The sequence below is a fragment of the Streptomyces sp. NPDC054847 genome (genome assembly GCF_053610925.1).
Genome location: NZ_JBSGZJ010000017.1, coordinates 23507 through 37673 on the forward strand (window position 1 = coordinate 23507; position 14167 = coordinate 37673).

Consider the following 14167-nt stretch of genomic DNA (forward strand, 5'->3'; position numbering starts at 1 on the left):
GAAGAATCGTGGAGAACCTGATTGCGCTGCTCGTCGCGGCGCCCCTGCTCGGAGCGGCGGTCCTGCTGTGCGGCGGGCGCCGCCTCGACCGGACCGGCCACTGGCTGGGCACTCTGCTCGCCGCCGCGTCCTTCGTGGTCGGCGCGGCGCTGTTCGTCGACATGCTGGGCAAGGGGCCGGAGGAACGGGCCCTGCACCAGAAGCTGTTCAGCTGGATCCCCGTCGAGGGCTTCCAGGCGGACATCGCCTTCCAGCTCGACCAGCTGTCGATGACGTTCGTCCTGCTGATCACCGGTGTGGGCACCCTGATCCACATCTACTCGATCGGTTACATGGAGCACGACGAGCGGCGCCGCCGCTTCTTCGGCTACCTCAACCTCTTCCTCGCGGCGATGCTCCTGCTGGTCGTCGCCGACAACTACCTCCTGCTGTACGTCGGCTGGGAGGGCGTCGGGCTCGCGTCCTACCTGCTCATCGGCTTCTGGCAGCACAAGCCCAGCGCGGCGACCGCGGCGAAGAAGGCGTTCCTCGTCAACCGCGTCGGCGACATGGGCCTGTCGATCGCGATCATGCTGATGTTCACCACCTTCGGCACCTTCGCCTTCGGGCCGGTGCTGGGGGCGACCGGGGAGACCAGCGAGGGCATGCTGACGGCCATCGGCCTGATGCTGCTGCTCGCCGCGTGCGGCAAGTCGGCCCAGGTGCCGCTGCAGTCCTGGCTCGGGGACGCGATGGAGGGCCCGACCCCCGTCTCCGCCCTGATCCACGCGGCCACCATGGTCACCGCCGGTGTCTACCTCATCGTCCGCTCCGGCGCGATCTTCAACGCCGCCCCGGACGCGCAGCTCGCCGTCGTCATCGTCGGCGCGGTCACGCTCCTCTTCGGTGCGATCGTCGGTTGCGCGAAGGACGACATCAAGAAGGCGCTGGCCGGTTCCACGATGTCGCAGATCGGCTACATGGTCCTCGCGGCCGGCCTCGGCCCGATCGGCTACGCCTTCGCGATCATGCACCTGGTGACGCACGGCTTCTTCAAGGCCGGGCTCTTCCTCGGCGCCGGTTCGGTCATGCACGGCATGAACGACGAGGTGGACATGAGGAAGTACGGCGGCCTGCGCAAGTACATGCCGATCACCTTCGTCACCTTCGGTCTCGGCTACCTGGCGATCATCGGCTTCCCCGGCCTGTCCGGCTTCTGGTCCAAGGACAAGATCATCGAGGCGGCGTTCGCCTACGACGACGGGATCCGCGGCTGGATCTTCGGCGGTGTTGCGCTGCTCGGCGCGGGCATCACCGCGTTCTACATGACGCGCGTGATGATCATGACCTTCTTCGGTGAGAAGCGCTGGCAGCCTGCGCCCGACCCGGACAAGGACGCGAGTGTCGAGCCCGGCATCGAGGTGACCCCCGGCGAGATGCCGCACCCGCACGAGTCGCCCAGGTCGATGACGATCCCCATGATCGTGCTCGCCTTCGGGTCGGTCTTCGCGGGAGCGTTCTTCTCCATCGGCGACCGGTTCGCCAACTGGCTCGCCCCGGTGACCGAGTTCGAGCACCCGCACCCGGTGATCAGCGTCCCGGCCATCACGACCGCGACCATGGTCGTCCTGCTGGCCGGCGCTCTGATCGCCTACCTGATGTACGGGCGCCGGCCCGTGCCGGTCACCGCGCCGCGCGGCTCGCTGCTCACCCGGGCCGCCCGCCGCGACCTGCTCCAGGACGACTTCAACCACGTGGTCCTGGTCCGCGGCGGCGAGCACCTCACCCGGTCCCTGGTCTACGTCGACCACAGCCTGGTCGACGGAGTGGTGAACGGCACGGCCGCCTCGTTCGGCGGGCTCTCCGGCCGGCTGCGCAAGCTGCAGAACGGCTACGCCCGCAGCTACGCGGTCTCGATGTTCGGCGGTACGGCGATCCTGATCGCCGCGACCCTGCTGATGAGGGCGGTCTGACATGTCCTTCCCGATCCTGACGGCCACGGCGGTGCTCCCGGCGGTGGGCGCCATCGTCACCGCCGCCGTCCCCGCCGCGCGCAGGACCGCCGCCAAGTGGGTGGCCCTGCTCTTCTCGCTCGCCACGCTGGTCATGGCCGCGATCGTGCTCGTACGGTTCGAGCCCGGCGGCGACCGGTACCAACTCACCGAATCGCACGCCTGGATCGCCGACTTCGGCGTCCGCTACGAGCTCGGTGTGGACGGCATCGGGGTCGTGATGGTGGCGCTCACCGCGCTGCTGATCCCGTTCGTCATCCTCGCGGGCTGGCACGACGCCGATCCTCTCGAGAACAAGTCGTCACGCTGGCGGCCCACTCAGGGCTTCTTCGCCCTGATCCTCATGGTCGAGGCGATGGTGGTCCTGTCCTTCGAGGCCACCGACGTCTTCCTGTTCTACATCCTGTTCGAAGCCATGCTCATCCCGATGTACTTCCTCATCGGCGGCTTCGGCGACCGCGCCCACTCCGGCACCGACGAGAACGCCGCCGCGCAGCGGTCGTACGCGGCGGTCAAGTTCCTGCTGTACAACCTGGCCGGCGGCCTGATCATGCTCGCCGCCGTCATCGGGCTGTACGTGGTCGCGGGCAGCTTCTCGCTCTCCGAGATCGCCGAGGCCAGGGCGAACGGCTCGCTGGAGATGGCGACCACCACCGAACGGCTGCTGTTCCTCGGCTTCTTCTTCGCCTTCGCGATCAAGGCGCCGCTGTGGCCGCTGCACACCTGGCTGCCCAACGCGATGGGCGAGGCGACGGCTCCCGTCGCCGTGCTCATCACGGCGGTCGTCGACAAGGTCGGCACCTTCGCGATGCTGCGGTTCTGCCTCCAGCTCTTCCCGGAGGCGTCGAAGTGGGCGACCCCGGCGATCATCGTGCTGGCGCTGGTCAGCATTGTCTACGGCGCGCTGCTCGCCGTAGGCCAGCGCGACATCAAGCGCCTGATCGCCTACGCGTCGGTCTCGCACTTCGGCTTCATCATCCTGGGCATCTTCGCCATGACCAGCCAGGGCCAGTCCGGCGCGACGCTCTACATGGTCAACCACGGCCTGTCCACGGCGGCGCTGATGCTGGTGGCCGGCTTCCTGATCTCGCGGCGCGGCTCGCGGCTCATCGCCGACTACGGCGGTGTGCAGAAGGTCGCCCCGGTGCTCGCCGGCACGTTCCTGATCGGTGGCCTGGCCACCCTCTCGCTGCCGGGGCTCGCGCCGTTCGTCAGTGAGTTCCTGGTCCTGGTGGGCACGTTCGCCGCCTATCCGGTGGCCGGGATCATCGCGACCTTCGGCATCGTGCTCGCCGCGCTCTACACCCTCGTCCTCTACCAGCGGACGATGACCGGTCCGGTGAAGGCCGAGGTGCGCGCGATGCCGGACCTCAGGGTGCGTGAACTGGCGGTGGTCGCACCGCTGATCGCCCTGCTGCTCTTCCTCGGCGTCTTCCCGAAGCCGCTGACGGAGATCATCAACCCGGCCGTGGAGCACACGATGTCCGACGTACAGAAGCAGGACCCCCGGCCCGATGTGGAGGCGGCCAAGTGAGCGCTACAGCTGTCCACAGCCTGTGGACAACGGCGGCGGAGGTCGAGCCCCTCGGCAAGATCCCCACGCCCCACATCGAGTACGCACAACTGGCGCCCGTGCTGATCGTCGTCGGCGCGGCCGTCCTGGGCATCCTGGTGGAGGCCTTCGTCCCGCGCAGGGCCCGCTACTACACCCAGCTGTTCCTCACGACCGTCGCGCTCGCGGCCGCCTTCGCCGCGGTCGTCGGGCTCGCGGCCGGCGGGTACGGCACCACCGAGAAGCAGATCGCGGCGATGGGCGCCATCGCCGTCGACGGCCCGGCGCTCTTCCTTCAGGGCACCATCCTGCTGGCCTCGCTGGTGTCGGTGTTCACCTTCGCCGAACGCCGGCTCGACCCGGCGGCGCACGGGAACCGCATCGACTCGTTCGCCGCGGAGGCCGCCGCCGTACCGGGCAGCGAGCACGAGAAGGCCGCGGTCAAGGCTGGGTTCACCACCACAGAGGTGTTCCCGCTCGTGCTGTTCGCGATCACGGGCATGCTGGTCTTCCCGGCCGCGAACGATCTGCTGACGCTTTTCATCGCCCTCGAGGTGTTCTCCCTCCCGCTGTACCTCCTGTGCGCCGTGGCCCGCCGCAAGCGGCTCATGTCGCAGGAGGCCGCGGTGAAGTACTTCCTGCTGGGCGCGTTCTCCTCCGCGTTCCTGCTCTTCGGCATCGCCCTGGTCTACGGCTACGCGGGCTCCGTCTCGTACGCCCGGATCGCGGACGTCGTCGAGGGCAGCGTGCGCACCATCGACCCGGCGCTCGCCGACACCATGGGCAACGACGCGCTGCTGCTGATCGGCGGCGCGCTGATCCTCATGGGCCTGCTGTTCAAGGTCGGCGCGGTGCCGTTCCACATGTGGACGCCGGACGTCTACCAGGGCGCGCCCACCCCGGTCACCGGCTTCATGGCCGCGGCCACCAAGGTCGCCGCGTTCGGCGCGCTGCTGCGGCTGCTCTACGTGGCGCTGCCGGGCCTCGCCTGGGACTGGCAGCCGGTCATGTGGGCGATCGCCATCGTCACCATGCTCGGCGGTGCGATCGTCGCGATCACGCAGACCGACATCAAGCGGCTGCTGGCGTACTCGTCGATCGCGCACGCCGGGTTCATCCTCGCCGGTGTCATCGCCACGACTCCTGAGGGCATCTCGTCCGTTCTCTTCTACCTGCTGGCCTACTCCTTCGTGACGATCGGGGCGTTCGCGGTCGTCACCCTGGTCCGCGACGCGGGCGGCGAGGCCACGCACCTGTCCAAGTGGGCGGGGCTCGGGCGGCGTTCGCCGCTGGTGGCAGCGGTCTTCGCGGTGTTCCTGCTGGCCTTCGCGGGCATCCCGCTGACCTCCGGTTTCGCGGGCAAGTTCGCGGTCTTCAAGGCGGCGGCGGAGGGCGGCGCCGGGGCGCTGGTCGTGGTCGGTGTGATCTCGTCGGCGATCGCCGCGTTCTTCTACATCCGGGTCATCGTGCTGATGTTCTTCAGCGAACCGAAGCCGGAGGGCCCGACGGTGGCGGTGCCGTCGCCGCTGACGATGACGACGATCGGGGTCGGCGTGGCGGTCACGCTGGCGCTCGGTCTCGCACCGCAGTACTTCCTGGATCTGGCGAGCCAGGCGGGCGTGTTCGTCCGCTGACGGGCGGCACGGCGAGAAGGTCCGGCGTCTCCTCGGGGGAGAGGCCGGACCTTCGGCGTGTCCTACTGCTCGCGGGGCCGCCGGCGCTTGGTGGTGATCGCCGTCAGATCGAGATCGACGGCGAACGGGACATCCACCTTCATCCGGCCCCGGAAGATCCCGGTACTGGTGTACTGGCCGGTGTTCGGTTCCAGCTCGAAGACGTAGACGACGGCGCGGCCGTTGTCGTTCTCCACGCGCCAGTACACGGGGATGCCGGCCCGGGCGTACTTCAGCGGCTTGGTCTCCCGGTCCCGGGACATCGACTCGGTGGAAACGACCTCGATCGCGAGCCGCACGGTCTCGGCGGGGAAGCGGGTCTGCTCCGGGTCCTGGATCACATGCTCGGGCACGACGATCACATCGGGCTCCGGCCGGTTCTGCCGGTCGATGTCGATGGTGAACTCACGGACGACCTCGAAGTCCTCCGGTGCCAGCGACTGCAGCTGCCATTTGAAAAAGTCCACCGCACGCTCGTGGAAAAGGGTCTGCGGACTCACGAAGACGAGGCTCCCGTCGATCAGCTCCGTGTGCGGAGGCAGGTTCGGAAGCTTGTCCAGGTCGTCGGCGGTCCAGCCGCCCACGGGCGGGACCGGCCACTCGGCCTTTCTCGCCGTCGGTTCCACGCTCATCAGTGCTCCCATGGGACGGAGTCTCGCGGGCCTGTCCAGCGTATCGGGCGGAAACGGATCAACACCCGGCGCACGTGTGAACGAGTCACCCTTGGTTGACGTTCTCGGTCGGTAAGGCCGGGACGGCCCTGTTCCGTGCCGGTGCGACTCGTGCCATCGTGACCAGGATTGGTCTGGACCTGCCATGTCGCTGGTGTGAGGGAGCTGCACGATGCGCGGCACCACAGTCCTGCCGGGGACGCCCGGCCCCGAACCGCAGCCGGGCGCACTGCCCATGCACCGCCTGGAGGTGCCGATGCCCAACGCGATGCCGTTCGCGATCGGCACCTTCGACACCATCGGCCCCATGTCCCGGGCCGCCTTCCCGCACCGGCACACCTTCTACGAGATCGTGCACGTCACCAGCGGGACCGGCGCCCATGTGGTCGACCTCTCCCGGTGGCGGCTGCGGCCGCCGCACCTGGGCGTCATCGCCCCCGGACAGGTGCACCACTGGGAGGGCGCGGCGGGGCTGGAGGGATCCGTCGTGCTCTTCACCGAGGACTTCCTGCTCGACCATCCCGGCGACCGGGAGCTGCTGCGGCGCCTGGGGGAGCGGCCCTGGCGGGACCTCGACGAGGCGACCCACGACCGGACCGCCCGGCTGATCGCCGACCTCGACGACGAGTACCGCACCGGCGCCGACGGTTTCGCGACCGTGCTGCGGGCCCTGCTGCACATCCTCGTCGTACGGGCCGCGCGCCTTCCGGAGCCGGCGTCCGCGCCGCCCCTCACCCGGCCCGGCGCTGTGGCGGAGGAGTTCGACCGGCTGCTCGCCCGTAACGACCCCGCCCTTTGGTCGGTGCGGGCGTGTGCCGAGCGCATCGGTGTCAGCGGCGGATATCTCGCGGAGGCCGTCAAGGCGGCCACCGGCAGGACCCCGGGCCGGCTCATCCGCGAGGCCCGCACCCACGAGGCCAAGAGGCTGCTGGCCAGGACGGACCTCACCGTGCGGCAGGTGGCGGCCCGTGCCGGCTTCGCCGATCCGGCGTACTTCTGCCGGTTCTTCAGGCGGGAGACAGGCGTGAGCCCCGGTGACTTCCGGCGCGGCAGGGACGTCGGAGGAGGTATTCACCACGACCACCGGCTCCAGTCCATCGTCCGGCCGCAGCCGCCTGCGTAGTTTCGTTGCCGACCCTCCCGCGCCCCCCACGAAGGAGCAGGCATGGACGGCTACACCGGCACGACCGGGAAGCACCCCGAGGAGATCACCACAGAGGAATCACCGGCCCGGCACCCGAGCCGCAAGACGGTGCTGCGGGCGGCGCTCGCCGCGTCCGTGGCGGCGCCGATCGCCCTCGTGGGCGTGCCGGCGCTGGCGCGCACCGCCTCGGCGACCGGCGAGTCCCCGGCCCTCACCCCCGAGTGCGACGACGGCGACGACCCGACGCCGCCGCAGATGGAAGGCCCCTACTTCAAGCCGAACTCGCCGCGGCGGTCCTCGCTGCTGGACGCGGGCACCCCGGGCACGCGGCTGACCGTGACCGGCTATGTCTTCGGGCTGGCCTGCCTCCCGCTGAGCGGCGTCCTGCTCGACTTCTGGCAGGCCGACGTCAACGGCGCCTACGACAACGTGGGCTACCGCTTCCGCGGGCACCAGTTCACCGACGCCCGGGGCGCGTTCTCGCTCACCACGATCGTGCCGGGCCTGTACCCGGGCCGCACCCGGCATCTTCACGTCAAGGTGCAGGCGCCCGGCCGCCCGGTGCTGACCACCCAGCTCTACTTCCCGAACGAACCCCGCAACAACACCGACTCGCTGTTCGATCCACGGCTGCTGATGACGGTGCGCGACAGCGGCGGCGCTCGGGAGGCGGCCTTCGACTTCGTGCTGAACGTGCCGCAGACACCGGGACCGGGCCCGACCTCACCTCCGCCCGGCGGCACCTGGGCCCTGGGCACGATGTACGCGCCGGGCGCCCGCGTGACCTACGGAGGCGTCACCTATGTGTGCCTCCAGGGGCATCAGGCCCAGCCCGGCTGGGAGCCACCGTCGGTCCCGGCGCTCTGGCGGGCCGAGTGACCACGGCGGGGCGCGGCTGAGGGGGCCGCGCGAAGGCCCGGCACCCCTGAGCCGGGGGGCCGGGCCTTCATCCTGCCCAGGAAGGCGTCAGGGCGCCGGGACGATGCGCCCCGCGACCTCACCGAGCCCGACCCGTACACCGTCCGGGCCCGGGGCCCAGGCCGTCAGCGTGACCACGTCGCCGTCCTCGAGGAACGTCCGCTTGCCTTCCGGCAGTTCGAGGGCGTCGCGGCCGTTCCAGGTGAGCTCGAGCAGCGAACCGCGCTGGTTCACCTCGGGGCCGCTGACGGTGCCGGAGCCGTAGAGGTCGCCCGTACGGAGGGAGGCGCCGTTGACCGTCATGTGGGCCAGCTGCTGGGCCGCCGTCCAGTACATGGTGTTGAACGGCGGCTCCGCGACGACCTGACCGTTGATCGCCACCGAGATCCGTACGTCGAACCCGCCCGGCTCCTCCTCCGCCGAGTCGTCGAGGTAGGGCAGCAGCTCGACGTCACGGGCGGGCGGGGCGGTCCTGGCCGCGTCCAGTGCCTCCAGCGGGGTCACCCAGGCGGCGACGGACGTGGCGAAGGACTTGCCGAGGAACGGGCCGAGCGGCACGTACTCCCAGGCCTGGATGTCGCGCGCCGACCAGTCGTTGAGCAGGAAGAGGCCGAAGACGTGGTCGCGGAAGTCCGCGAGGGCCACGGGCTTCCCCTGCTCCGAGGGCGTACCGACGAGGAAGCCGACCTCAGCCTCGATGTCGAGCTTCACGGAGGGCCCGAAGACGGGCGCGGGGTCGGTGGGCGCCTTGCGCTGTCCCGAGGGGCGTACGACATCGGTGCCGGAGACCACGACCGTGCCGGACCTGCCGTGGTAACCGATCGGCAGGTGCTTCCAGTTGGGCGTCAGAGGCTCGCCGTCGGGGCGGAAGATCCGGCCCACGTTGGTGGCGTGGTGCTCGCTCGCGTAGAAGTCGACGTAGTCCGCCACCTCGTACGGGAGGTGCATCGTCACGGCGTCCAGCGGGTGCAGCAGCGGCTCTATGTCGGGCCGGTGCGCCGGCACGGTGACCCAGGCGGTGACGGCCCTGCGCACATCGCGCCACGTCGTACGACCGGCCGCCAGCAGCGGGTTGAGACTCGGCCGGGCCAGCAGTCCGGCATAGGGGGAGCCGAGCGCGTGCGCGGCGGCGCCGACGTCGAGCACGTGGTTCCCGATCCGGACACCGAGCCGCCTGCGGTCGGGTTCGCCGGCCGTGGTGAAGACGCCGTACGGAAGGTTGTGCGGGCCGAAGGGATCGCCCTCGGCGAGATCGAGCGGGCTCTGCTCGGGCATCGGTGCTTGCCTCGCTTTCCACGGATGTGGGTGACACGTTACGTGGCCGCCCCACGGTCATGGCACCGCGCCGGGCAGCCGGTTCAGCCCGCCGGCCGGGAGACGCGCTTCTCCCAGGTGCGGTGGAAGACGATCTCGTCGCCGTGCCGGCACACCAGCTCGTCGGAGGTGACGAAGCCGGCCGCCTCGCGGCTGATCCGGGAGCGTGTCTCGACGCGCACGTCCCAGGCAGCCTCCGGCCGGTGCAGCCGGATCGTCCACTCGGCACGGGCGCGGGCGGACAGCGGGTCGCCGTCCTCGATCGTGTAAGTCTCGTGGCTCTCCTCCGTGTACTCCAGGCCGTCCGGGTGCACATGGGTGCCGCCGCGGTGGGGCGTCGCCGTGAGGGTCCAGCGGCCGGCCGGCACGTCGCGGGTGAGCAGCAGCCGCGGCGGCTGCTCGTCGAGCGTCTGGGGGACGGCGACCGGGGGCGCCGCGGAGTGCTCCGGCTCGGCGAAGCGGACGGGCTCCTCCCGCTCCTGTGCCCCGGGCCGTTGCCGGACCGGCAGGTCGAGCCGGGAGCCCGCCGGGTCGAGGGTGAAGCCCCCGGGGACCGGGTGCGGCCAGATCCATGGCCAGTACGCCGAGGAGACGGCGAGCCGGATGCGGTGCCCCGGTTCGAAGACATGGCAGGCCGCGGACAGCTCGAACGTCACGTCCTCCGCCGCGCCGGCGGGCCAGGGCACCGCACGCTCCGGGCCGCGGCGCGCGGCGAGGTTCAGCGCCCCGCGGGTGACGAGCGTGGAGAGGCCGTCGGGGGCGACGTCGCAGAGCCGCGCCACGACGACCCCGCCCGCGGCGGCGGGGCGCAGCCGCAGGGTGACCCGGGGGCGGCCGAGCACGGTGAGGGCGTCCTCTCCGACGGGGAACTCGAAGCACACCGACCGCGCGTCCTCCTCCCGCTGGTCCGGCGGCAGATCACCGTCGTGGCCGACCGGCAGGAACCGCCCCGCGTCCGTCCCGGTGCGAAGCGGCGAGTCGACGACGACGGGGCCGCCGCCCAGCGCGTACGGGACGACGGTGACCCGCGGCGGCGGCCACGCGTCCGTCCCGGTCCAGTGGCCCCGCGAAGGGTCGGCCGTTCCGAGCCGGCACCGCAGCAGCGGCTCCGACAGCACGCCGGTGTCCTTGTCCTTGAGCCAGTGGTCCCACCACCGGAGCGTCTCCTGGAGGAAGCCGATCGCCGGGCCCCGTCCCCGCGGATGCTCCTGTCCGCGATCCTGATCGGGCGTCCGGTCCGGGTACTGGTGCGGCCACGGCCCGATCAGTCCGCGCACCCGGTCCGCGGGGAGTTCTCCGACCAGCCGCAGGACCGTGTCCCTGTACGGCGTGTGCAGTCCGCTCACGGCCAGCACGGCGGCCCGGACCGCCGCGGTGTCGTCGCTGACGCCGGCGCTGCGCCAGAACTCGTCGCGCAGCGGGTGGGCCAGCCAGGTGGGGGCCGTGGGGGTGAGGGCCTCCAGCCGCGCGAGCCACATCGCGAGCCATCCGTCGCCCGTGTGGAGCGGGTCGGGCGGCCGGGCCGCGAGCGCCAGCCGGCCCGCGGCCGTCGAGTGCAGCCCCTGGGCGGCGACGGCGCCGCCGGCGTAGGGGCCGTCGTTGTCGTACGGGTCGTCGCTCGCGTCCACGACCACCACCGCCCGCAGCGGTTTTGGCGCGAGTGCCGCGATCCGCAGCGCGCTCCGGCCGCCCGTGCCGATCCCGAACATGCCGACCCGGCCGCTGCACCACGGCTGCCGGGACAGCCACTCGACCACCGCGACGCCGTCGGCGAGCTCGACCGCGTCGTACTCGCCGCCGGGGACGCCGCCGCTGTTCCCGTGGCCGCGCACGTCGACCCGCACGGAGGCGTAGCCGTGGCCCGCGTACCAGGGGTGGCGTTCACCGTCGCGGACGGCCGTCGCGTCGGTGAGCCGGTGCGGCGCGTACTCGAGCAGCGCGGGCACGGGCTCGTCGGTGACCGGCCGCCACACCCGCGCGTACAGATCGACGGGTCCGCCGGCGTCCGCGGAGTCCGCGGGAATCCCCGGCGGTCCGGGCAGCGTGATGCGGAGATCCGTGTGGACGGTTTCGTACGGGAAGTCGGTACGGATACGCATGGCGGGACCTCGGCGGCGCGTGAGGGGCGGTGGTCCGACGGTAACCGTCAAATGGTTCATTTCCTACCATTGAGTCTGATCGCGAACATACCGGGGGTGGCGGGAAGGCGCTCATGGTGATCGAAAGGCGACCGGATACGCTGACTTGAGTGAATCCAGCGACACATCGACAATCCGTGTGATCGTCATCAGACAGGAGATCTCCTCGTGACCGTCGTCGAGCCGTTCGGGCTGAGCGTGCGGGACCAGGCTCTTGAGGCCGATGTCCGGACCGGGTTGTCGGCCGTCGAGGCGGGCCTGCTCGATGCCACCAAGAGCGAGGTCCCGTTCATCACGGAGGCCGCCCAGCACCTGGTTCGGGCCGGCGGCAAGCGTTTCCGGCCGCTGCTCGTGATGCTGGCGTCCCAGTTCGGCGACCCGTACGCGCCGGGGATCGTGCCCTCCGCCGTGGTCGTCGAACTCACCCATCTCGCGACGCTCTATCACGACGACGTCATGGACGAGGCGGACGTGCGGCGGGGTGTGGACAGCGCGAACAGCCGCTGGGGCAACTCGGTGGCCGTCCTGACCGGCGACTTCCTCTTCGCCCGTGCCTCCCACATCCTGGCCGACCTCGGCCCGGAGGCCGTGCGCATCCAGGCGGAGGCGTTCGAGCGGCTGGTGACGGGACAGATCCTGGAGACCGCGGGGCCCCGCGACGGCCGTGACCCGGTGGACCACTACCTCGACGTCATGGCGGGCAAGACGGGCTCGCTCGTCGCCGTCTCCGTACGCTTCGGCGCGATGATGGCCGGGGCCGACGAGCGGGTCGTCGACACCCTCACCCAGTACGGCGAGCGGCTCGGTGTCGCCTTCCAGCTCGCCGACGACGTGCTCGACATCGCCTCCGACTCCCACGAGTCCGGCAAGACCCCCGGCACCGATCTGCGCGAAGGGGTCCCCACGCTGCCGGTCCTGCGGCTGCGTGCCATGGCGGACGCCGACGGCCGGCCGGAGGACCTTGAGCTCGTGGCGCTCCTCGAGAGCGACCTGACGGACGACGACCGGCACGCGGAAGCACTGCGGCGGCTGCGTGAGCACCCCGCGCTCGAGCAGGCCCGCAAGGACACCGTGCGGTACGCCCAGGAGGCGCGGGCGATGCTCGCCCCGCTGCCGGACTGCTCGGCCAAGGCCGCCCTGGAAGAGCTGTGCGACGCGGTGGTCCACCGCGCCGGCTGATCCGGTCACTCCGCCGAACCCCCTACGGGACGGGTGAGTTGCCGGGGCTCCTTCTCATCCCAGAGGGGTAGAGGAAGTTGCGCCCGCGGTCTGACGCTTCCGTCCGGCCGATTTGGTCATATGGAGAGCACCACCCCTGACCAACCACGGAGGTAGGGCACACCATGGCACCGAACGACAGCACACGGACCACCGAAGAGGCCAAGGACCTCGCGGCGGGGCGTCGCAAGACGGCCCGCTACCTCGTCCCGGTCGCGGTGGCCGGTGTGGCGGCCGCGACCATCGGGCTCGTCCCGGCGCTCGCTGCCTCCGGTGACCCCGATCTGCCGAAGATCAGCGCGCAGGAACTCATCGAGAAGATGGCCGCGTCGGAGACCCAGCAGCTCTCCGGCACCGTCAAGATCAACACCGACCTCGGGCTGCCGTCCTTCGACGGTCTCGCCGGTTCGCTCGCCGGCGGAGGCGGTCAGGGCGAGGACTCCTCCGCGGCTCCCGACGCCAAGCTGACCGAGCTGGCCACGGGCACCCACACCCTGCGGATCGCGGCCGACGGCCCCGACCGGCAGAAGGTGTCCATCCTGGAGGACTCCTCCGAGTACAGCCTCATCCACAACGGCGACGACGTATGGGGCTACGACAGCGCCTCGAACGAGGTCTACCACGCCGAGGGCGACGGACAGCGCGAGGGCAAGGACGGCAAGGACCGCCGGACGCCGGACGACCTGCCCACCACCCCCAAGGACCTTGCCGACGAGGTGCTGAAGGCCGCTGACGGCACGACGTCCGTCACCGTCGACGGCACGTCCCAGGTCGCCGGGCGCGACGCGTACAAGCTGGTCCTCAAGCCCAAGCAGGAGGGCTCGACGGTCGGCTCGATCACCATCGCGGTGGACGCGAAGAACGGCGTCCCGCTGAAGTTCACCCTCAACCCGAGCAGCGGCGGCAAGGCCGTGGTCGACGTGGGCTTCACCAAGGTCGACTTCTCCCGGCCGGCCGCCTCCACGTTCGACTTCGCCCCGCCGAAGGGCGCCAAGGTGACCGAGGCGGACGAGTCGGCGGACGGCAAGGGAACGCGGGCGCCCAAGGGCCACGAGGAGTTCGAGGGCCTCGGGGACATGGGCGGCGGTCTCGACGTGATCGGCGAGGGCTGGACGTCCATCGCCAAGATCGAGGGACCCGGAGCCGGCCGGGACGCCGACGCGAAGAAGAACGAGAAGGGCGACGTCCCGCCGGAGGCGCAGCAGTTCCTCGACGCCCTCGGGGACAAGGTCGAAGGCAAGTTCGGCTCCGGCACGGTCTTCAAGACCCGCCTGGTCAACGCCCTGATGACCGACGACGGCACGGTCTATGTCGGCGCCGTCACCAAGGACGCCCTGGTGAAGGCCGCGAACGAGGGCAAGTAGCAGGCGGTACCGGCCGGGCGGCGCACCGCCGGCCGGTACGGACCACCAGCAGGCATCACCCCGGCCGTGCGCCCCGGCGGTCGCTCCGGGCGGCGGGGGGGCCGGGCGCCCGGGGGGGCCCCGGCGAACGGGAGAGTCGTGGTCCGCCGGCATCGCGACCCGCGGGCGGGCCAAGCGCGACCCG

10 protein-coding genes are annotated in these 14167 nt (G+C 71.1%); 7 read left to right on the top strand and 3 right to left on the bottom strand.

Annotated features, from left to right (window positions below):
- Nucleotides 1-8 precede the first annotated feature (8 nt).
- From nuoL to nuoN, 3 genes are read left to right on the top strand one after another with little or no spacing between them, the layout of a single operon-like run.
- Nucleotides 9-1952, top strand: a complete 1944-nt coding sequence (gene nuoL / locus ACWGH4_RS03965) for an NADH-quinone oxidoreductase subunit L (RefSeq protein WP_453455248.1) — start codon at nt 9-11, stop codon at nt 1950-1952.
- A 1-nt stretch (nt 1953) separates the two neighbouring features.
- Nucleotides 1954-3525: an NADH-quinone oxidoreductase subunit M gene (locus ACWGH4_RS03970; protein ID WP_441265690.1), complete on the top strand. Its 1572-nt coding sequence runs from the start codon at nt 1954-1956 to the stop codon at nt 3523-3525.
- Nucleotides 3522-5177, top strand: a complete 1656-nt coding sequence (gene nuoN, locus ACWGH4_RS03975; RefSeq protein WP_441265691.1) for an NADH-quinone oxidoreductase subunit NuoN — start codon at nt 3522-3524, stop codon at nt 5175-5177. The genes ACWGH4_RS03970 and nuoN overlap by 4 nt, the downstream gene beginning before the upstream one ends.
- A 62-nt stretch (nt 5178-5239) precedes the next feature.
- Here nuoN and ACWGH4_RS03980 read toward each other — a convergent pair whose 3' ends face one another.
- Complete coding sequence (locus ACWGH4_RS03980) at nt 5240-5848, bottom strand: Uma2 family endonuclease (protein ID WP_453455252.1); 609 nt, start codon at nt 5846-5848, stop codon at nt 5240-5242.
- A gap of 211 nt (nt 5849-6059) precedes the next feature.
- On the opposite strand from ACWGH4_RS03980, the gene ACWGH4_RS03985 reads away from it, so the two are divergent.
- A complete protein-coding gene (locus ACWGH4_RS03985; RefSeq protein WP_453455255.1) occupies nt 6060-7010 on the top strand; it encodes an AraC family transcriptional regulator in 951 nt (316 codons plus the stop codon).
- 42 nt (nt 7011-7052) lie between these two features.
- Nucleotides 7053-7910, top strand: a complete 858-nt coding sequence (locus tag ACWGH4_RS03990) for a dioxygenase family protein (RefSeq protein ID WP_453455258.1) — start codon at nt 7053-7055, stop codon at nt 7908-7910.
- 87 nt (nt 7911-7997) lie between these two features.
- On the opposite strand, the gene fahA is transcribed toward ACWGH4_RS03990, so the two are convergent.
- Nucleotides 7998-9224: a fumarylacetoacetase gene (fahA, locus tag ACWGH4_RS03995; protein ID WP_453455261.1), complete on the bottom strand. Its 1227-nt coding sequence runs from the start codon at nt 9222-9224 to the stop codon at nt 7998-8000.
- 83 nt (nt 9225-9307) lie between these two features.
- Complete coding sequence (locus tag ACWGH4_RS04000) at nt 9308-11362, bottom strand: CocE/NonD family hydrolase (RefSeq protein WP_453455264.1); 2055 nt, start codon at nt 11360-11362, stop codon at nt 9308-9310.
- Between the two features lie 207 nt (nt 11363-11569).
- On the opposite strand from ACWGH4_RS04000, the gene ACWGH4_RS04005 reads away from it, so the two are divergent.
- Nucleotides 11570-12580, top strand: a complete 1011-nt coding sequence (locus tag ACWGH4_RS04005; protein ID WP_441265695.1) for a polyprenyl synthetase family protein — start codon at nt 11570-11572, stop codon at nt 12578-12580.
- A gap of 164 nt (nt 12581-12744) precedes the next feature.
- Complete coding sequence (locus ACWGH4_RS04010; RefSeq protein WP_453455268.1) at nt 12745-13983, top strand: LolA family protein; 1239 nt, start codon at nt 12745-12747, stop codon at nt 13981-13983.
- Nucleotides 13984-14167: the final 184 nt, after the last annotated feature.